Origin of the sequence: Woeseia oceani (assembly GCF_001677435.1) — a bacterium.
Taxonomy (GTDB): Bacteria; Pseudomonadota; Gammaproteobacteria; order Steroidobacterales; family Woeseiaceae; genus Woeseia; species Woeseia oceani.
In genome coordinates this window covers 1,336,466-1,356,384 of sequence record NZ_CP016268.1, presented here as the reverse complement: position 1 = coordinate 1,356,384, position 19,919 = coordinate 1,336,466, and the positions used below count along the sequence as shown (strand labels likewise).

At 59.0% G+C, this 19,919-nt stretch carries 20 protein-coding genes and 1 tRNA gene; 8 read left to right on the top strand and 13 right to left on the bottom strand.

Annotated features, from left to right (window positions below):
• Nucleotides 1-2: 2 nt before the first annotated feature.
• Nucleotides 3-1,166 carry a cysteine desulfurase family protein gene (locus BA177_RS05945; protein ID WP_068618981.1) on the bottom strand — a complete coding sequence of 388 codons (1,164 nt, stop codon included), beginning with the start codon at nt 1,164-1,166 and terminating at the stop codon, nt 3-5.
• 17 nt (nt 1,167-1,183) lie between these two features.
• The gene (locus tag BA177_RS05940; RefSeq protein WP_068614135.1) at nt 1,184-1,906 is read right to left on the bottom strand and encodes an RNA methyltransferase; all 723 of its coding nucleotides are present in this window, start codon (nt 1,904-1,906) and stop codon (nt 1,184-1,186) included.
• Between the two features lie 137 nt (nt 1,907-2,043).
• On the opposite strand from BA177_RS05940, the gene BA177_RS05935 reads away from it, so the two are divergent.
• Entirely contained in the window at nt 2,044-2,847 is an 804-nt protein-coding gene (locus BA177_RS05935; RefSeq protein ID WP_068614133.1) for an inositol monophosphatase family protein, read from the top strand.
• Between the two features lie 24 nt (nt 2,848-2,871).
• Here the strand turns inward: BA177_RS05935 and secF are convergent, their stop codons facing one another.
• The 8 genes from secF to BA177_RS05895 form a co-directional block, all read right to left on the bottom strand.
• Nucleotides 2,872-3,816: a protein translocase subunit SecF gene (secF, locus tag BA177_RS05930; protein WP_068614130.1), complete on the bottom strand. Its 945-nt coding sequence runs from the start codon at nt 3,814-3,816 to the stop codon at nt 2,872-2,874.
• A gap of 7 nt (nt 3,817-3,823) precedes the next feature.
• Entirely contained in the window at nt 3,824-5,635 is a 1,812-nt protein-coding gene (gene secD, locus BA177_RS05925) for a protein translocase subunit SecD (protein ID WP_068614127.1), read from the bottom strand.
• A 21-nt stretch (nt 5,636-5,656) separates the two neighbouring features.
• A complete protein-coding gene (gene yajC, locus BA177_RS05920; RefSeq protein WP_068614125.1) occupies nt 5,657-5,980 on the bottom strand; it encodes a preprotein translocase subunit YajC in 324 nt (107 codons plus the stop codon).
• A gap of 123 nt (nt 5,981-6,103) precedes the next feature.
• Nucleotides 6,104-7,231, bottom strand: a complete 1,128-nt coding sequence (gene tgt, locus BA177_RS05915) for a tRNA guanosine(34) transglycosylase Tgt (protein ID WP_068614123.1) — start codon at nt 7,229-7,231, stop codon at nt 6,104-6,106.
• Nucleotides 7,228-8,259 carry a tRNA preQ1(34) S-adenosylmethionine ribosyltransferase-isomerase QueA gene (gene queA, locus BA177_RS05910; RefSeq protein WP_068614119.1) on the bottom strand — a complete coding sequence of 344 codons (1,032 nt, stop codon included), beginning with the start codon at nt 8,257-8,259 and terminating at the stop codon, nt 7,228-7,230. Before queA ends, tgt begins: the two co-directional genes overlap by 4 nt.
• Before the next feature lie 75 nt (nt 8,260-8,334).
• A complete protein-coding gene (locus BA177_RS05905) occupies nt 8,335-9,351 on the bottom strand; it encodes a PDZ domain-containing protein (protein ID WP_082989905.1) in 1,017 nt (338 codons plus the stop codon).
• Nucleotides 9,352-9,404: 53 nt separating this feature from the next.
• On the bottom strand, nt 9,405-9,992 hold the full coding sequence (locus tag BA177_RS05900; RefSeq protein ID WP_156762712.1) for a hypothetical protein: 588 nt from the start codon (nt 9,990-9,992) through the stop codon (nt 9,405-9,407).
• Between the two features lie 21 nt (nt 9,993-10,013).
• Nucleotides 10,014-10,619, bottom strand: coding sequence for an RNA polymerase sigma factor (locus tag BA177_RS05895; protein ID WP_068614110.1), 606 nt, complete (start codon nt 10,617-10,619; stop codon nt 10,014-10,016).
• Between the two features lie 88 nt (nt 10,620-10,707).
• On the opposite strand from BA177_RS05895, the gene BA177_RS05890 reads away from it, so the two are divergent.
• Nucleotides 10,708-10,794 (top strand) — tRNA-Leu (locus BA177_RS05890).
• Between the two features lie 47 nt (nt 10,795-10,841).
• Nucleotides 10,842-11,375: an NUDIX hydrolase gene (locus BA177_RS05885; RefSeq protein ID WP_068614107.1), complete on the top strand. Its 534-nt coding sequence runs from the start codon at nt 10,842-10,844 to the stop codon at nt 11,373-11,375.
• 10 nt (nt 11,376-11,385) lie between these two features.
• Here the strand turns inward: BA177_RS05885 and BA177_RS05880 are convergent, their stop codons facing one another.
• Nucleotides 11,386-12,117: a DsbC family protein gene (locus tag BA177_RS05880; RefSeq protein ID WP_068614104.1), complete on the bottom strand. Its 732-nt coding sequence runs from the start codon at nt 12,115-12,117 to the stop codon at nt 11,386-11,388.
• Between the two features lie 144 nt (nt 12,118-12,261).
• Entirely contained in the window at nt 12,262-13,194 is a 933-nt protein-coding gene (xerD, locus tag BA177_RS05875; RefSeq protein WP_068618978.1) for a site-specific tyrosine recombinase XerD, read from the bottom strand.
• Between the two features lie 311 nt (nt 13,195-13,505).
• Between xerD and BA177_RS05870 the strand changes: the two genes are divergently transcribed.
• The 3 genes from BA177_RS05870 to BA177_RS05860 all read left to right on the top strand — a co-directional run bounded on the left by BA177_RS05870 (nt 13,506) and on the right by BA177_RS05860 (nt 16,412).
• The gene (locus BA177_RS05870) at nt 13,506-14,291 is read left to right on the top strand and encodes a lysophospholipid acyltransferase family protein (RefSeq protein ID WP_068614101.1); all 786 of its coding nucleotides are present in this window, start codon (nt 13,506-13,508) and stop codon (nt 14,289-14,291) included.
• 128 nt (nt 14,292-14,419) lie between these two features.
• Entirely contained in the window at nt 14,420-15,598 is a 1,179-nt protein-coding gene (locus BA177_RS05865; protein ID WP_068614099.1) for an acetyl-CoA C-acyltransferase, read from the top strand.
• 46 nt (nt 15,599-15,644) lie between these two features.
• On the top strand, nt 15,645-16,412 hold the full coding sequence (locus BA177_RS05860; protein WP_068614097.1) for an SDR family NAD(P)-dependent oxidoreductase: 768 nt from the start codon (nt 15,645-15,647) through the stop codon (nt 16,410-16,412).
• A gap of 24 nt (nt 16,413-16,436) precedes the next feature.
• Here the strand turns inward: BA177_RS05860 and BA177_RS05855 are convergent, their stop codons facing one another.
• Nucleotides 16,437-18,098, bottom strand: a complete 1,662-nt coding sequence (locus tag BA177_RS05855) for an electron transfer flavoprotein-ubiquinone oxidoreductase (RefSeq protein WP_231892490.1) — start codon at nt 18,096-18,098, stop codon at nt 16,437-16,439.
• Between the two features lie 131 nt (nt 18,099-18,229).
• Here BA177_RS05855 and zapE point away from each other — a divergent pair, with 131 nt between their 5' ends.
• Both zapE and BA177_RS05845 read left to right on the top strand, forming a co-directional pair.
• Nucleotides 18,230-19,318: a cell division protein ZapE gene (gene zapE, locus BA177_RS05850; protein WP_068614095.1), complete on the top strand. Its 1,089-nt coding sequence runs from the start codon at nt 18,230-18,232 to the stop codon at nt 19,316-19,318.
• A 113-nt stretch (nt 19,319-19,431) separates the two neighbouring features.
• Nucleotides 19,432-19,917, top strand: coding sequence for a MarR family winged helix-turn-helix transcriptional regulator (locus BA177_RS05845; RefSeq protein WP_197493357.1), 486 nt, complete (start codon nt 19,432-19,434; stop codon nt 19,915-19,917).
• The last annotated feature ends 2 nt before the right edge of the window (nt 19,918-19,919 follow it).

Here is a 19,919-nt window from a genome sequence, read left to right as displayed (position 1 = left end):
TGTCACCGCTTGCACGCCGCAGGTAGCAAGGCGCGCAAACGCCCGATCGCCTGGCGATACGTCAGGCTGGCGAATTCGATGTCTGCCGGGCGGGTTTCGCGGCCGAAACTGAAGCGAATGGCGCTTTCAGCGAGTTCGGCCGACCGGCCCAGAGCACGCAGCACGTACGAGGGCTCCGCACTTTGCGAATTGCATGCCGAGCCGCTGGCAACGCACAGCGGTTCAAGCAGCAACCGCAGACTCTCGCCCTCCACGCCATCCGCGCTGACGTTCAGGATCCCCGGATAATGGCTGTGAGCATTGCCGTTCAGGTGCAGCCCCGGCACGCCCTGGAGTTCAGACCACAATTGCTGGTAGAGGCCCCGCACGTGGCGCAAGTCGTCATCGTGACGTTCGGCTGCCAGCCCGGCCGCCGCCCCGCAGCCCACAATGAGCGGAATCGGCAGTGTGCCCGGCCGCAAACGGCGTTGCTGGCCGCCCCCAAACAGCAGAGGTTGCACGCTGCAGCCGGTGCGCGGCGCAATATACAGCGCACCGATGCCGGGCGGGCCATGGAATTTGTGTGCCGTCATCGACAACAGATCGATCGGCAGTTCCGCCAGATCCAGCGGCAACTTGCCAACCGATTGTGCGGCATCGCAATGAAACAATACGTCGCGCTCGCGGCACAGCTGACCAATCGCGGCGATATCCTGCACGACCCCGGTCTCGTTGTTGACGTGCATGACCGAAACCAGCTGCGTGTCCTCACGGAACGCATCGACGAGCTCAGCGAGATCCAGCATCCCGTCAGGACCCGGGCTCAGCCAGCTCACCTCGAACGCTTCTTTCTCCAGCGCCCTAAAGGCGTCAACGACGGCTTTGTGCTCCGTGCGCATGGTAATGAGATGCCGACCGCGGTGTGCGCGAAAGCGCGCGCCGCCGATGATGGCCAGATTGTCCGACTCCGTGGCACCCGAGGTCCAGATCAGGTCGCGCGGGGCAACATTCAGGAGCCCGGCCACAGTGGTCCTGGCCTCCCGCTCCTTGGCCGCGGCAGTGCGTCCGGCAATGTGCAGCGACGACGGATTCGCGAATGCCAGCGGGTCACGGAGGCAATCATTCATGGCCGCCACAACCTCTGGCGCCACCCGCGTGGTGGCGGCGTGATCAAGGTAAACCGGCATCACTCCAAGCTCATTTGTCACGACTTCTGGCCCGGCTTGCGTGGATCCAAAGACGCAAATATACCCCGTAATATATTGATTTCATTACGATCTGGTTCTGCGCGGATGAACAAGCGTCGCAGCCGCCGCATGAGGTGACGTGGATTTTCCGGGTCCATGAAACCACTGTCGATCAATACCTGCTCCAGGTGACTGTAGAAGTGTTCAAGGTCCTCTCCGGAGGCGAGCGGGGCTTCCGGCTCGTAGACCGGCGGCGGACCGTCCAGTGTGGCCACCCGCAATTCGTAGGTCAGGATCTGCACGGCCATCGCCAGGTTGAGCGAACTGAAGCCGGGGTCGGTCGGGATCGTCAGCAATGCGTGACAACGGTCAAGATCTTCGTTGGTCAACCCGGACTTTTCCGGCCCGAAAACGGCGGCAACCTTGCCGGTCTGCGCTTCTTTCAACAACCTTGCAGCGCAGTCACGCGGCGTGAAACTTGGCCAGCCTATGGTTCGCGAGCGGGCACTCGCCCCCGCAACGTATACGCAGTCCAGCAATGCCTCATCGAGATTTTCGACGACCCGAACGGCATCCAGAATATCGGTGGCGCCGGATGCCCTGGCGGTCGCATCCTCGTGCGGAAAATGCCGCGGACGAACCAGCATGAGGTCCGACAAGCCCATATTTTTCATCGCCCTGGCGCAGGCTCCGATGTTCCCCGGATGGGTAGTTCCAACCAAGATTATGCGCACGTCCATTGCTGATGCCTTTTGATGTCCCTGCTGGCAGGACAATTCCTGATATGGCCGGAGGCCGGTGTCTGTTATTCTATCGCGCCTGTGCTGGCGACTCGCCAGCAATACCACGCTCTTTTCTAATCTGACGGAATCTAACGATGCACGCATTGCTTAATGTCGCGATCATGGCGGCACGTCGCGGCGGCGATACCCTGGTACGCAGTCTGAACAAGCTCGACAAAATAAAGGTCGAACAAAAAGGCCGCAACGATTTCGTCAGTGAAGCCGATCGCACCGCCGAGCGGGCCGTGATCGAGACCATCCAAAAGCACTACCCGGACCACGCCATACTTGCCGAAGAAAGCGGGCAACACGGCGAGTCGGAGTATGTCTGGGTGATCGACCCGCTCGACGGCACAACGAATTTTCTGCACGGCTTTCCGGTCTTTTGTGTCTCCATTGCCGTCCTGCACAACGGTCGGCCGGAGCACGCCGCCGTCTACGATCCGTTGCGCCAGGAGCTGTTTACGGCCTCCCGCGGAGCCGGTGCGCAGCTTGACGGACGCCGCATCCGGGTCAGCCGTCAAAGCAACATGGAACGCGCATTGCTCGGCACCGGCTTTCCCTATCGTGACTCCAATCTGGCACTTGAGCCGTACCTGAAGATGCTGCAGAAATCGCTGCAAGCCACTTCCGGTGTGCGCCGCGCCGGTTCTGCCGCGCTCGATCTGTGCTACGTCGCCGCCGGGCGGCTGGACGGCTTCTGGGAAACCGGGCTGAAGTCCTGGGATATTGCCGCCGGCGCATTATTGATTCGCGAAGCGGGCGGCATTATCTCCGGCCTTGATGGCAGCGAAAACTTCCTTGAGTCCGGCCACGTACTGGCCGCCACGCCCAAGATCTACAGCGGCATGGCGCGCCTGTTCAGCAATGACATCAAGACGATGTTTGCTACGAGCTGACCCGGCAGGCCGCGCCTGACAGGGCTAAGGCAGGTCGTCCACCAGTTCGCCGCCGTCGTCCTGCGGTGGCATCAGGTCGACCGCCGTTACCTCCAGCATCAGCGCCGTCGCACTCGCCATGTAAATCGACGAGTAGGTACCGACAAGAATGCCGACGATCAGCGCCAGTGAAAACGGACCAACGGATTCGCCACCAAGAAACAACAACGCCGCCAGCACGACCAGTGTCGTCAGCCCGGTTATGACCGTTCGCGCCAGGGTTTCATTGATCGAAATATTCATGACCTCTTCTGCCGAGGTACCGCGCAGCCGGAAGAAGTTCTCCCTGATGCGATCAAATACCACGACGGTGTCGTTCAACGAGTAGCCGACCACCGCCAGCACCGCCGCGACAACAGTGAGATCAAATGGCCAGTGGAAAAACGAAAAGAATCCCAGCGTCACGATGATGTCATGGGCCAGTGCCGCGACAGCACCAGCCGCGAACTTCCACTGAAAGCGAAACATGATGTAGGCGAAAATCATCAACAACGTAAAGATCATCGCCAGGCCGCCCTGCTCGGTCAGCTCCTGGCCAACCTGCGGACCGACAAAGTCGACCCGGCGCAAGTCGACATTCGGTTCGTCACTGGACAACACACTGCGCAGGGTTTCCCGAATTTCATTTGGATTCTCGTTTTCCTGTGGCGGCAAACGAATCATCACATCCGTCGTCGCACCGAACGTCTGCACCTGCGCTTCCTCAAAGCCGGCATCAGTAATCAATGCGCGTATTCGATCAAGATCGGCGTCTTGTGGGTAGCCGACTTCCAGCAAAACACCGCCGGTAAAATCGATGCCGAAATCCAGCCCGCGGGTCGCAAGGGACACCAGTGAAGCAAGAACGAGTAACACCGAGAACCCAACTGCAACTTTCCGCCGAGTGTCACTCAGGAAATCGATCTTTGTATTTTCTTTAACTAATCTCATGAGAATCCTAGACCGGCAAGCTGGTCAATTTGCGACCGCCGAATACCAAATTGACAACTGCGCGCGTGCCGATGATCGCCGTGAACATCGAGGTAATGATGCCGAGCGACAGAGTAATGGCGAATCCTTTGATGGGTCCGGTGCCGAGAGCAAACAGCACAATCGCGGCAATCAACGTAGTAACGTTGGCGTCAGCGATAGACGACAAGGCCTTTTCATAGCCGGCATTGATCGCGTTCTGCGGCGATGAGCCTGCCGACAGCTCTTCACGTATTCGTTCAAAGATGAGCACGTTGGCATCCACCGCCATACCCACCGTCAGCACGATTCCGGCGATGCCCGGCAGGGTTAACGATGCCTGCAGCAAAGACAGCAGGGAAACGATGAACACAAGATTGGCCAGCAATGCGACGTTGGCGATAAGACCGAAGCCGCGATAGTAGATCGCCATGAAGACGACCACGGCAAGGAAGCCGATTTTTACCGCATTGAAACCTCGTTCAATGTTGTCGCGCCCGAGGCTCGGACCGATAGTTCGTTCTTCAACCTTGTAGACCGGTGCCGCCAGCGCGCCGGCACGTAACAGCAACGACAGGTCGCGGGCTTCGCCGGGAGTCAGTCCGGTAATCTGAAAACGGTCTTTGAAAATGCCCTGAATGGTCGCGGTGTTGATGATCTCTTCGCTGCGCTCGGTACGGTAAACCGTCTCGCCATCGCGCTCTTCCGCGATGCGTCGCGACTCGATGAACACCGTCGACATCGGCTTTTTCAGGTTCGCTTGCGTCGTCGCCAGCATTTTTTCGCCGCCGGATGCATCGAGACCGATAAATACCGCGGGACTGCCTTCACTGAACCCGGCTTCGGCATCAATTATCTGATCACCTGAAGCGATGACTTCGCGCTTGAGTATCTGCGATGCCTCACCGGTGCGCCCTGGATAGCGGCGTGAACCCGGGCTGTCACCCGAGGTATCTACCAGCCGAAATTCCAGCGTCGCCGTCGCGGTCAGAATGTCGTCGAGGCGATTGGGATCCTGCACACCAGGTAACTGTACAACGATACGGTCAACGCCCTGTCTTTGTACCAGAGGTTCGGAAACGCCCAGTTGGTTAACGCGATTTCGCAACGTGGTGATGTTCTGCTCGATCGCAAAATCCTGGCGTTCGCGAATCTGCTGTTCGCTCATCCGTACCCGGAACGTGCGTGCGTCAGAGCCGTCGATCACCAGCAATTCCGGGTCGGAATCACGTATCAGATCGCGAGCCCGCTCGGCATCGTCTTCCGCCGTCAACCGGACTGTGATGGTCTGACCACTCAGGTCCACGCGATTACGCATTTCGGCATCACGCAACAAGTCGCTCAATGATTCCCGGTAGGATTCGAGCCGCGTGGTCAATGCCGCATCCATGTCCACTTCCAGCAGGAAGTGGACACCACCCCGCAGGTCGAGACCGAGACTCATCGGCTGCAGACCGAATTCGCGCAGCCAGGCTGGCAGTTTCGGCGCCAACGTCAACGCTACGCTGGCCTCCCGTTGCAGTCTTTCGCCGAGTACGACGCTCGCCTTCTGCTGTTCTTCGACAGAATGAAAGCGCAACACGGCACGGCCGTCCTCAACGTAGGATGCCTCCGGACCCAACTGATCGGCCTCGAGAATCCGCACGATTTCCGGCAGGCGTGATTCGTTGTAGCCGCTGCCATCAAGATTGGCGAGCTGCACCGCCGGAGCACTGCCGTAAATGTTCGGCAAAGCCAGTACGGAACCCAGCAACAAGATGCCGAGCAGCAGTAGATTGAGCCAGACAGGGTATCGATTCATTACTTGCTCACTGGCTGGATACTATGCCGCATCGATCGTGCCCTTCGGCACCACGGCTGACACCGTGGACTTCTGCACCTTGATTTCAACGTTATCCGCAATCTTCAAGGTCGCGTAGTGATCACTGACGCCGGTCACGAGGCCAAGTATGCCGCCGGCTGTCATCACTTCGTCGCCGGTCTTTAGCGCGCCAACCAGCGCAGCGTGCGCTTTCTGGCGTTTTTGCTGCGGCCGGATCAGGAGAAAGTAGAACGCGCCGAAAATGATGAGCATCGGCAGCAGGAAACTAAACGCATCGCCTTGTTGCGCACCTTGCGCGTAGGCATTAGATATAAAAAATTCCATGATATTTCAGTACCTTCAGAGAACCTTCAGGCGGTCCGGGGTCAAAATTGCGCGCCATTATGGCATACGACGCGAGATCTTGGGCCGAAGCTCGCAGATTCAAGCAACAGCCTGCCTGCGGTCTCAGCCCCGTGACTGTTGGTAAACCGATTTCAGGCGGGCCACTGCAGCGGGGAGTTCACCCGCCGTGATTGCGGCCCGCAGGTCAGTCATCAGTCGCTGGTAGTAGTGCAGATTGTGAATCGTGCAAAGGCGCGGTCCAAGCATTTCTCCGCACTTTTCCAGGTGGCGCAGGTACGCGCGACTGTAATTCTGGCAGGTATAACAATCGCAGGCCGGATCCAGCGGGCCGGTGTCGCTCGTGTGCCGAGCGTTGCGGATGCGGATCACGCCTTCAGACGTGAACAGGTGGCCGTTGCGGGCATGACGGGTCGGCATCACACAATCAAACATGTCGACGCCGCGGCTGACGGCCTCGGCAATATCGAGCGGTGTGCCAACGCCCATCAGGTAGCGGGGCCGGTCGTCTGGCAGTGTCGGGCAGAGCGCGTCCATGACCGCCAGCCGCTCGTCTTCCGGTTCACCAACCGCCAGACCGCCGATTGCGTAGCCATCGAAACCGATCCCTTGCAGGCCCTGCAGCGACTCCTGCCGCAGTTCGTCGTATATGCCGCCCTGCACGATGCCGAACAGCGCCTCACCTCGCTCCGGGTTTGCCGCGCGCAGCTCGTCGAATCGTTGCCGGCTACGCCTTGCCCAGTCGAGCGACAAGCGCATCGAGGTTGCCGCCTCGCGTTCTGTTGCCGGGTACGGCGTGCACTCGTCGAAAATCATAGTCACGTCAGCGTTCAGGGCGTGCTGGACTTCCATGGAGCGCTCCGGCGTCAGGAACACCTCGTCGCCATTGACCGGCGAGCGGAAACTCACACCCTCTGGAGACAGCTTGCGCATGGCCGCCAGCGAAAAAACCTGGAAGCCCCCGGAATCCGTCAGGATAGGCCGGTCCCAGTGGATGAACTCGTGCAAGCCGCCGTGCGCGCGCACAATTTCGGCGCCGGGACGCAACATCAGGTGGAAAGTATTGCCGAGCAGGATATCGGCACCGCTTGCGCGGACCTCTTCCGGGGTCACGCTTTTCACGCTGCCGTAAGTACCAACCGGCATAAAAGCTGGCGTGCGGACGGTACCGCGACGGAATTCCAGTACTCCGGTACGTGCCGCCCCACAGCGTGCGTCGATTCGCAGCTTCATTGGTCAGCCCCGCGCCCGGTCAGCAGCATCGCGTCACCGTAACTGAAGAAGCGATAGCGTTGTTCGATCGCGTGCTGATAGGCGCCCAGTACCCGCCGGGTTCCGGCGAATGCGGCGACCAGCATCAGCAACGATGATTGCGGCAAATGGAAATTGGTCAGCATGGCATCGACAACATGCCAGCGGTACCCGGGCCGAATGAAAAGATCGGTTTCGCCACTGCACGGCTTTAGCTGCCCGTCACGGGCGGCGAACTCCAGTGCGCGGACCGAGGTGGTCCCCACAGCGATCACCCGACCTTGCCGTTCGCGGGTTTCAGCCACCGCGCGAACCACCTGTTCGCTCAGCTCCACGCGTTCGCTGTGCAGGCGATTCTCGGCCACTTGTTCTGCACGCAGGTTCTGAAAAGTGCCGGCACCGACGTGCAAGGTAACGTAGGTTTGTTGCACGCCTTTGGCGGCTGTTTCGGCAAGCATGGCTTGGTCGAAATGCAAGCCTGCTGTAGGTGCCGCAACAGCGCCGGGCTGCCGCGCATAGACGGTCTGGTAGCGCTCGGTGTCGCTGGCCTCGGCCCGGCGTTCCAGATAGGGCGGCAACGGCATCTCGCCGAACGCGTCCAGATACGGTGCCACCGGCCTGTCGAAGCGCAAATGAAACAGCGCGCCGTCCCGGTCAAGCACTTCCGCCTGACCGTTGTCAGCGAACAGCAGGCGACCGCCGGCTTTCGGTGATTTACTCGCGCGCACATGAGCGAGCACGTCGGTTTCATCCAGCTGCCGCTCGACCAGTATCTCGACCCGGCCACCGCTTGCTTTGCTGCCCACGAGGCGAGCCTTGATGACCCGGGTGTCATTGAACACCAGCAAGTCGTTCGCGTGCAGCAGCGTCGGCAACTCTGCGAAGCGGCGATCGCTCAAACTGTTCGAAGCCGGATCAACCAGCAACAGACGGCTGGCGCGCCGCTCCGCCTCCGGGTACCGGGCAATCAGCGCGTCAGGTAGGTCGTAATTGAAGTCGGCCAGCTGCATGGGCGCGCATGTTAGCAGAGGCACACCCGCGGTATGAACGTATCTTGCACCTCGGCACGGCAGACCTCCGCCGGCCTATTTCTGTACCGCCGGCCATGACGATACCTTGGCCCATGAGCCCGGTTCCATAATGCCGCTTTGACGGTTGTCGGGAATATCCACGGTCAACGTCTGTTTGCGTTTGTCGCGCATGATCTCAATGTTCAGTGACTCGCCAGGCTGGTAGGAATCCAGTATCCGTACCACGTGCCCGATTGAGGTTGGTTCGCGACCGTCGATCGCGCGGATGACGTCGCCATCGCGTAGCTGCAGAGTCTTGTCACTCGGCGCCCGGATCACCAACAGGCCCTTGTCCGCACCAAAGTAACGGCCGAGATCGGCGCTAAGCGGCACAACTTCCATGTCGCTCCAGCCACCGTTGCCGCGCCAGAACGCAAACTCCCGCAGATCGATGGCCGCCGCAGGCGCTCGCGGTGCCGCCGGGGCGTGCGGCGCGACGCCTGAGCCCGGTAGTTGGAACGCAAACAGCTGCTCGGTTGCGACCTGGAGCTTGACCTCAACGTTGGCGAGTTTGCCGCCACGCTTGTACTGAACATCCAGCGCATCGCCCTCTTCGACGCCTTTCATGAAATCGAGAAGCTTCTCGTTTGCCCTTTCGTTGCTCGCTGCCTGCAGCGATTCGCCATTAACCGAGGTAATGACATCGCCCGCCCGCATGCCCGCTGCAAATGCGGCGCCACCCGGCGATACGGCGAGAACGGTAACGCCGTCAACCGGGCCATCCTGCTCGCCGGCATCGATTGAAATTCCCAACACGGGACGATTGCCGAAACTGAATTCCCAGCCCTCCCCATTCAAACGTGGCAATTGCCGCGTGCTGAGCTCGGCGATGTGGCGCGCAGCTTCCTCAAGGCGCGCTTCAGCCGCGCGCATTTGCGCTTCGAAACTGTGTGCCTCCTGCGCCGATTCAGACGCACGCTGTTCGACCTCAATACTGCGCTCCAATTCCTGCTTTTCGGCTGTTTGTGCCATAGCTGCGCTGTGCATAGCGGTCACCAGCAGTAGCGCAGCAAGAGAGAATGTGTGTTTCATGTGTTACTCCTGATTCATCGACACGGATGCCGACGACAATATTGGCCTGTTCCCTACATTGAGCTGCGGCGTGCCTGCGCATACCGCAACTGCAGTAATGAATCCATCAGGCGGACCCGCTCCCGCCAGTAAGTTTCGATCTGTGCCGGACTATGGCTGGCACCCAGGTCACTCAACGCCTGGTCAATTGCGGCAATCCGCTCTTCCAGATCACCGATCGTGGCGGCTGTGCCCACTCGCATCATGCTCGGCTTGCCCGGCAATGCACGCAGGTTCTGTTCCAGAATTTGCGAGCGCACCATGAGTGCATCGAGAACCGCGTCAGAACTGTTTTCGACATAGGCGGGTTCGGTCGGGAATGGACCCGACTCCACTTCCGGCGACTGCCAGAGCGGCAAACGCAAGGCCGCCAGCAGCACTGCTGCCGCCAGACCGGCACCCAGAAACCAGTGCGTCCGGTGCGATTTACGGGTCGGTTGCAACAAGCCCTCTGCTGCCGCCTGTTCCGCCAGTCGCTGCCACACCTGCCGCGGAGGTGGTGCATCCGGCAGCTGGTGCAAGCCACGCAGTAACAGGTCGCGTTCTGCGACGCCCAATCCGCTGTTCACGGCGTCCTCCTGCTCATCTACATTGCCATTCATCTTGCTGTCCTCATCCGGCACTCAACAGAGTTCCGGCATCGTTGAATTCATGGTGCCAGTCGCCTCGGCGACTCCCTGCTCCAACATTGGCCGCAATCGCTGGTACGCGCGCGACAGCTGGGATTTCGAGAAGCTTTCGGTCTTTCCCATCAACCCGGCGATTTCCTTGTGCGTGAAGCCCTCTACGTCGTGCAACCAGACCACGGCGCGACCAACGTCGGGCAGGCTGGCCAATGCGGCATCCAGGTCCAAAGCCTGCTCCGGACGCTCCGCCTGCGCGCGTCTGGCATCCGGGGCCGGCAGATATTCTTCCCAGTCGTCATCCAGGCTTTGGCCTCGACGCTGCCACGCAGAACGCAAAAACATAAGCGCTTTGCTGACTGCTACACGCCGAACCCAGCTGCCGAGCGGCGCATCGCCGCGAAACGAACCGATACTGCGCATGATTTCTATAAACGTGTCCTGAGTAAGGTCTTCTGCATGCGCCGGCACCCGGGTAAACCGCAGGCAAATCGAGTACACCGGCGCGGAAAATGCGCGATAGATGATCTCGTGAGCGCGCACGTCGCCTTGCGCGGCTCGCTTCACGATAGCGGCATCGATGTCTATGTCGGTAAATCGGCTCATGTCTGACAGTCTAGATGCCCGAATTCAAAAGAAGGTCGCACAACGGTAGCGATCATTGAAACTCGCCCTTATACTTGGCGCCACCGCTGCCGGGGTGGCGGAACTGGTAGACGCGCCGGATTCAAAATCCGGTTCTGGAAACAGAGTGGGGGTTCGATTCCCCCCCCCGGCACCAACACACTTATAAGCTCGCTCCCAGCCAGGCGTATTGCGACGGATGCCATGAAGTACTGCTCGAGCTGTGGCGCCACCGTCACGCGAAAAACGCCTGATGGCGACAACCGCCAACGCTGGGTCTGCGAATCCTGCAGCACCATTCATTACCAGAATCCTCGCATCGTCGTTGGCTGCGTACCCGCCCGTGACGGCAAAATTCTATTGTGTCGCCGGGCCATTGAACCGCGCCGTGGGTACTGGACAGTGCCGGCTGGCTTCATGGAGCTTGGCGAAACCGTGGCGGAAGGCGCGGCCCGGGAAACCCTCGAGGAAGCCTGCGCAGAAGTCCGGATAGGCCATCTGTTCGCGTCTGTAGATGTCGCGGAAGCCGGTCAGGTACATATGTTTTTCACCGCCGAACTCATCGGTGGCTACGGTGTGGGTCAGGAGAGTCTTGAAGTTGCACTGTTCAGCGAAGCGGAAATCCCCTGGGACGACATCGCCTTTCGCAGCGGAACGTTTGCGCTTGAAAAGTATTTTGCTGACGGCGGAACGAATAATGGCGTGCATATGCACGCCATCACACGTCACCGCGAATAAGCGCTAAACCTTAGCGGTCAGCCGCATCCAGCCGCTGCGCAAGTTGCTCGGGCGGCAGGTAACCGCTCACCAGAGTGCCATCTTCGAAGACAATGGCGGGCGTACCGCGCAAGCCCACGTCCTGGCCGATAGCGTAGTGATTGCTGACGATGCTGGCATCGCAGCTATGCGTTTCGAATTTCTGGTCCGCTTTCGCCGCTGTCAACGCGACATTCCGGTTATCGGCACACCAGACTTGTTCGGCCTTGGTCCACGACGCTGATGCGGGCCCGTTGCGGGGATACAGGAAATACCGGATTTCAATGCCTTTCGCCATGTAGTCAGCAATCTGGCTGTGCAGGCGCCGACAGTACGTGCAATCCACGTCGGTGAAAACCGATACGCGGTGGGTCACCTTCTCTGGCGAAAAAAGAATGGTGTTGGCATCCGGCACAGCGGACATCATGTCCCGGCGGGCATTGTCGCGTTCGTTCTCAGTCAGGTTTACCTGCTCGTCGAGATCGATCATGTCGCCTTGCAGCAGGTAGCGGCCATCGGCCGAAATATAGGCCACGATTGCGCCCTTTCTGATCGTGTACCAGCCATCAATTGGACCGGAAAACACGTGTTCCGGCTGAATTTCGGCAAACAGGCTCGACACCTTTTCCCGGACAGCGGCCACTTCATCGCCAGCCTCGTCCGCGTGCACGGTCGTTGCCTGTAGCGCGAAGGCCAGGGTCAACTGCAGTAATAATAGTTTCATTCGATAGGTCCAGAATCGGGTGCCAGCAGGCACAGGGGCGGAATTTCTTTGCGTTTCGACACCGGCATTAACCGGCAGTTCAATCTGCCAAGTGTAGCAAAGAGCGCCGCTTAAGTAGCTAGCCGGATACCCTATCCGCCTGACTCAGCCGCGAGGATGGTGACGACCGTGCAGGTCTTTGAGGCGTTCGCGGGCTACATGCGTATAGATCTGGGTAGTGGACAGGTCACTGTGACCCAGTAAGAGTTGCACAACCCGCAAATCTGCACCGCGATTAAGCAGGTGGGTCGCGAAAGCGTGCCGCAAACTGTGTGGTGACAGCTTCTTTTCGACCCCGGCCTTCGTGGCATAGCGTTTGATGATGTGCCAGAACGCCTGCCGGGTCATACGGTCACCCCGACGGGTGGGAAACAGGTAGTCGGTCTGCCGTTCAAGCAAAATTTCCATACGCGGACCATCGATAAAGTCCCGCATCCAGCGTTGCGCTTCGTCACCGAGAGGAATCAATCGTTCGCGATCGCCCTTGCCCACTATTCGGATGACGCCCTGGTTGAAGTTCACTTCGGACTGTTTGAGGTTGATCAGTTCCGATACCCGCAAACCCGTTGCGTACAGCAGTTCAAGCATCGCGCGGTCACGGTGGCCCAGCGGCTCATCCGTGTTCGGCGCGTGTAACAAAGCGTCGACTTCATCTTCGGTCAGCGACTTGGGGAGCGACCGGCCGATACGCGGCATTTCTATATCCGCTGTGGGATCAGAATCGCGCATGCCCTCACGCATGATGTAACGGAAAAAGCGTCGGAAACTGGAGAGTTGCCGTGCCGTCGAGCGCGGCTTCGCACCACTTTCGACACGCTGGGCAATGAATTCCAGCAAGTCAGCCTTCTGAGCCTTTTCGATAAGTATGTTGCGTTCCGAGAGCCCGCGCTCCAAGGTCATCAGGTCTGCGCGGTACGCACCCAGCGTGTTCGACGACAGGCCGCGTTCCATCCAGATCGCATCAAGAAACCGGTCAACCAGTTTCTCCGAACGATCGTGGGTATCACCTGCATTTTTGTCTTGCTGAGTACTTGCCATGTCTGCCATCGATTGCGGGAGCCAGCCGTATGCGCGGTAATTGCCCTTACATTCCTGACATCGCGGCTGTTAGCATAACTCGCGATCCATGTGTCGGTCGGATCGCTGCAGCCTGCTGGCCGATAGTCGAATGTCGCCATCACCAAGCAACGGAAAATTCAAGCATTTGAGTATGGTGACGCTACTCTGAACACGGCGTGATGGCTGTCACAGATTAGTGACCGCGTTAACATAAGGTGATCTGCGTCACATAAGCAAGCGCGACATAGAATGCAGAACGCATCGGAATACACAACCGCCCACCACCAGCCGTGAACAGCAACGACAAAGCAACAGAAGCATTGGCCACTACAGAAAAATCCACTCTGCTGCAGTCATTGATAGCGGCCACTTACGGTGTATACGCCTGGCTGGTATTCATCGTTTGCGCATTGGCGGCGCTTGTCTGTGCGTGCTGCCTGCCCGGTTTACTACGCCGTCGCCGCTGGGTGACGCGGTTTGCACGGCTGCCATTTCGCCTCGCGTTTATTCCGACCGAGATCAGCGGACTTGAACACTTGCCCGAAACTCACAGCGTCGTCGTAGCTAACCATGCCAGTTATCTTGATGGCGTAATTTTACAGGCGTTTCTGCCACCGCGGTTCTCCTACGTAATTAAAGGAGAGGTGCGCAAGGTGCCGATCGTGCACTTCCTGTTGCGACGTATCGGCGCACATTTTGTCGATCGCTACTCACCCGGTGCCAGTGCACGCGATGCACGCACTTTGCTGCGCTCGGCCAACAACGGCCAATCTCTCGCGTTTTTTCCGGAAGGGACCTTTTCCGCGCACCCCGGGCTTGCCGCCTTTCGCCCGGGCGCTTTTGCTGCCGCAATTCGCGCGGAAGTACCGGTAGTCCCGGTGGTCATTCGTGGCGCACGGCGGATATTGCCCGCAGAGCGAATGCTGCCGCGACGGGCGGCACTGACGATCGACATACTCGCAACGTTGGATCCGCAATCGTTCAGCAACAGCAAAGCCCTGGCTGAAGCGGCTCGGCAACGCATATTGTCTGTTCTTGACGAACCGGACTTGCTGGCGGAAACGCCAGCCGCTTGACAGAAGTTTGCATGCGCTTGACTACCCATTCTTATATATTGCGTCCGTTCGCTCGTTGCGGGAAATTGCCGCGACAAGCATTACAGACGCTCGCATAGTCATCGCCAATCCAATCAAGACGGGACATCATGAAACAGGACTCCATCGTAATCGTTGCGGCTCGCCGTACACCGATCGGCACTTTTCAGGGCTCACTCAGTGCGGTCAAAGCCACTGACCTGTCGGCTACTGCCACTCGCGCAGCATTGGCCGACTGTGGCGTGGACAGCGCATCAATCGACGAAGTCCTGATGGGCTGCGTACTACCGGCTGGGCTCGGCCAGGCTCCTGCTCGTCAAGCGGCGCTTGCCGCGGGTTTGCCCCTCGGCGTACCGTGTACGACCGTCAATAAAGTCTGTGGCTCCGGCATGAAAACGGTGATGTTGGGTGCCGATCTGATTCGGGCTGACAGCGCCCGCGTTGTCCTGGCCGGCGGCATGGAATCCATGAGCAACGCGCCGTATTTGATGCCCAAAGCCCGCAGTGGCTACCGCATGGGGCATCAGGAAGTGCTCGACCACATGTTCTACGACGGCCTGCAAAGCCCGTTTGACGGCCAGATGATGGGGCATTTTGCCGAGCAGACGGCGAGTAAGTACGGCTTTACCCGCAAGCAGCAAGATGCTTTTGCCGTGGAATCCGTTACCCGTGCAGCCAATGCGGCGAATACCGGAGCCTTCGCCAACGAAATTGCCGCCGTTACAGTCAAGAGCCGCAAAGGCGAAACGGTTGTCAGCAGCGACGAGGGCCCCGGCGCAATCAACGTGGACAAGATTCCCACATTGCGACCTGCGTTCGCTGCCGATGGAACCGTCACTGCCGCCAGCTCGTCCTCTATTTCTGACGGTGCCGCCAGCCTGATACTGATGCGCGACAGTGACGCCGAAAAGGCCGGCATCAAACCACTGGTCCGTATTGTCGGACACTCGTCTTACGCACAGGAACCCGAGTGGTTTACGACCTCACCGGTCTTCGCCATCAAGGCACTCCACAAGAAACTGGGCTGGTCACCAGAATCGGTTGATCTTTACGAAATCAATGAGGCCTTTGCCTGCGTTACCATGGCCGCGATGCATGACGTCGGCATCCCCCATGAAAAGGTCAACGTTCATGGCGGTGCATGCGCATTAGGTCATCCAATCGGCGCTTCGGGTGCACGACTCATAGTGACGTTGATACACGCATTGCAAAAGCGTGGTGGTGGGCGCGGTATTGCGTCACTGTGCATCGGTGGTGGCGAGGCTGTAGCCATCGGCATTGAAGCCTGATCTCGGATTATTAGTCACCAAATAAACAGAAAAACGGAGCTAGTACATGGAATTATCGTCAGCAAAGGCCATCGTTTCGGGTGGTGCATCCGGCCTTGGACTGGCCACGGCAGAGAGAGTGATTGCAGCCGGTGGCCAGGTGGTACTGCTGGACATCAATGACAAACTTGGCCCGGACAGTGCTGCCGCGCTGGGCGAACGCGCCCATTTCATTCGCACAGACGTTGCCGATGAAGCGTCGGTGCAAGACGCCATGAGCCAGGCGGCCAAGTTGATGGGCGGCATTACGCTGGCCGTGAATTGTGCGGGCATACTGCTGCCTGCGCGAGTTCTGGGGCGTGACGGCCCATTGCCGGCGGAAAGCTTTGCGCGCTCGGTTACCATCAATCTGGTTGGCTCGTTCATCCTTGCCAAGGAAGCGGCCAATATCATGCAACACAACGAACCAACCGCGGATGGCGAACGCGGGCTGATCGTCAATACAGCATCGGTTGCTGCCTTCGAAGGCCAGATCGGCCAGGCAGGCTACTCAGCATCCAAAGGTGGCGTGGTCGGCATGATGCTGCCACTGGCCCGCGAGTTCGCACGCCTCGGTATCCGCGTAAACACGATTGCGCCGGGTATTTTTCTGACTCCCATGATGGCCGGACTGCCGGACGAGGTGCAACAATCACTCGGCGCGCAGGTGCCGTTTCCGCCGCGCATGGGCCGACCTGACGAATACGCTGACCTGGTGGTCGCGATCTACGGCAATACCATGATCAATGGCGAGACCATACGGCTCGACGGCGCCATAAGGATGCAACCGAAGTAACTCGCAGGCGGCGCGCGATTCAAGCTACATTCCGGGGTAGTTGGGCCCGCCGCCACCTTCCGGTACCGTCCATACGATGTTCTGCGTGGGGTCTTTGATATCGCAGGTTTTGCAATGCACGCAATTCTGCGCATTGATTTGAAATCGCGGCTTGCCCTCTTCTTCAACCACTTCGTAAACGCCCGCCGGGCAATAACGTTGAGCGGGTTCGTCATAGTGCGGCAAGTTGTAGTTGATAGGCACGTCCGGGTCTTTCAACCGAAGATGAGAAGGCTGGTCCTCTTCATGATTAGTACTCGACAGGAAAACGGATGAAAGCCGGTCGAAACTGATCACACCATCTGGTTTCGGGTAGTCAATCTTTTTAGCGTTGCTGGCTTCCTGCAACGATGCGTGATCAGGCTCCCGGTTATGCAACGTGAACGGCAATCGACCGCGGAAAATATTCTGATCCAGCCACACAAAAGCTGAACCGAAAAAGGTACCGAACTTGTGTAATGCCGGCGAAAAGTTTCGGGCACGATGCAATTCTTCGTATATCCACGACGAACGCACCGCACTCTCGTAATCCTGCAGGTCTTTCTGCCCGCCGGCATTGCGCAGCAGCGACTGCCAAACACTCTCGGCGGCCAGAATGCCGCTCTTGATCGCCGTGTGGGCTCCCTTAATTTTGGCGCCGTTCAAAAAGCCGGCATCGCAACCCGTCAGCACGCCACCCGGAAAGCTGAGCTTGGGCAACGACTGCAAACCGCCTTTGTTCACAGCACGTGCACCGTAGGCCACTCGCTTGCCACCCTCGAGGTATTGCCGAATGCGCGGGTGTTGCTTCCAGCGCTGAAACTCGTGAAACGGCGACAAATGGGGATTGCGGTAGTTCAGCGCGATGATCATACCGAGGAACACTTTGTTGCCCGCCGCATGGTAGAGAAAGCCGCCGCCTTCAGTGTGATTGTCCAGCGGCCAACCCAGCGTGTGCACAACTTTGCCCTGCTCGTGCAATGCCGGGTCAATTTCCCAGATTTCCTTCAAGCCGATGCCGTAGTGCTGCGGATCCGAATCCCGCCGCAAATCAAATTTTTCCACCAACTGTTCACCCAGGTTGCCACGGCAACCTTCCGCGAACACCGTGTACTTGCCCAACAATTCATAGCCAGCCTGCCAGCTGCTCTTGCGCTTGCCGTCCTTGCCAATGCCCATGTCGCTGGTCGCAATACCCCGTACCCGGCCGGCATCGTCGTAAAGCACTTCGGAAGCCGCAAATCCGGGAAATACGTTGACGCCGAGTGCTTCTGCCTGTTCGCCCAACCATTGGCAGACGCGGCCGAGGCTGACAATGTAATTCCCGTGGTTGCGCATCGGTGCGGGCACGAGGAACCCGGGGACCTTCTGGCCGCCGGTTGCGCTGGTCAGATAATGGATATCGTCGCCGGTTACGGCGGCTGACAACGGCGCACCGCGTTCTTGCCAGTCAGGAAACAACTCCGACAATCCACGCGGATCAAACACGTTCCCGGACAAAATGTGCGCGCCGATCTCCGAGCCCTTTTCGACGACGACGACATTCAGTTCTTCCCCCTTCTCGCCTGCGAGTTGCATGAGTTTGCAGGCAGTGGCCAGGCCGGCAGGCCCGCCGCCGACGATGACTACATCAAATTCCATGGCTTCGCGTTCGGCCGATTCCGTCATTCGAAATGATCCCAGGCTGGCAAAGACGGCAATTCTAACAGAGCGCGAAATCCGGGTCTGTCGCTGGCGGCGCCTGGCACTGCGCGGTAACCTTGCGGCGGCCGGTCGTCGGCCTATTCAAAGCGAGGCTCATGACCGCTCCCACTCTCAAACAGGCTTATCTGGATACCGCCGGACTTAGCCATGACCCTGGCCAGCTCGCGGTCATCGACCGTTTGCAGCTACTTCAACAAGACCTTCAGCAATCCCGCAACATCCGCAACGCACTGCGCCGACGATTCGCCTGGTCCCGCAAGCCCGACGTCGTAAAGGGCCTCTATATATGGGGCGATGTAGGGCGCGGCAAGACCTTCCTGATGGACCTGTTCTTCGAGCATCTCGATCATCCGGCCAAAAAGCGCATCCACTTTCATCGCATGATGCAGGAGGTCCACCAACGCCTGGCTGGACTTAACAATGAACGTGACCCGCTCGATATCGTCGCAGCAGCGCTGGCAAAAGAAGCAACGGTGCTGTGCTTCGACGAGTTCTTTGTCAGCGACATCGGCGACGCGATGATCCTGGGACGCCTGCTCGAGGCGCTGTTTCAGCGCGGAGTCACACTGGTCACCACCAGCAACGTCCCGCCGTCCGGCCTCTATGCCAACGGATTGCAGCGCCAGCGTTTCCTGCCCGCAATCAAGTTGCTGGAGACACACACCGAAATTCTGCAGCTCGACGGCGGCACGGACTACCGTTTTGAACTGCTTCACCAGGCCGGTACCTATTTGACCCCCGCGGACAGCAGCGCGATGGATCGCCTGCAGCGCTTTTTTTCCAGTGCCGCGGCCGGCCGCACGGAGGAAGGGCGAATTCTGGACATCAATGGTCGACCGTTGGAAACACTGCGTTGCGCCAAAGGCGTGGCCTGGTTCGACTTTGCCGAACTCTGCCTCGGCCCGCGCAGCCAGGCCGACTATATCGAGATCGCGCGCTGGTACCACACTGTGATCGTGTCTTCGATTCCGGCGCTGGACCGGCGCAACGACGACGCCGCCCGGCGATTCATCGCCTTGGTCGACGAATTCTACGATCGTCGCGTAAAGCTGGTGGTCTCCGCCGAGCGGCCGGCGCTCGAGCTCTACCAGGGCGAGCGCCTTGCCTTTGAGTTTCAGCGGACCGTCAGCCGCCTGACAGAAATGCAGTCAATGGAGTACCTCCACGCCGCCCATCGGGCTTGAAATGTTAACGCTTCTTGACACTTTGCCCGGTGGCCATGGTTGGAATTCACGGGCCATCCGGTATGATTGATAATATACTTCCAAAACGTGATAACGAACGGATGGCGCCAGACGTGAATACACAAGCCCTGCAAAAGCCCGAGTACGAGCGTGAATTGTCACTTGATAAGTTCCTTCCCTACCGGCTGTCGATTCTGTCGCATTCCGTCAGCAACTCGATTGCGACCGTTTACGATCACCGTTTTGGTCTGACCATTCCGGAATGGCGGGTCGTCGTTATACTCGGTCGCAGCCCCGGGCTGTCGGCGGTGGAAGTCGCGGAACGTACCTTGATGGACAAGGTCGCCGTCAGCCGGGCGGTCACCAAACTGATCAAAACCGGCCGGATCGACCGTCAATTTGCCGATGCCGACCGCCGCCGCTCAATACTGAATCTGTCGGAAAAAGGCCTTGAAGTCCTGGAGCAGATTTCGCCGCTGGCCCTCGGCATTGAGGACAAGCTGCTCGAAGGCCTCAGCGATGATGAGATCAGCACCCTGAACAGAATGATGGACAGGCTGCTGGAAAAGGCGCGCGACATCGGCGAAACGCAAAACTGAGC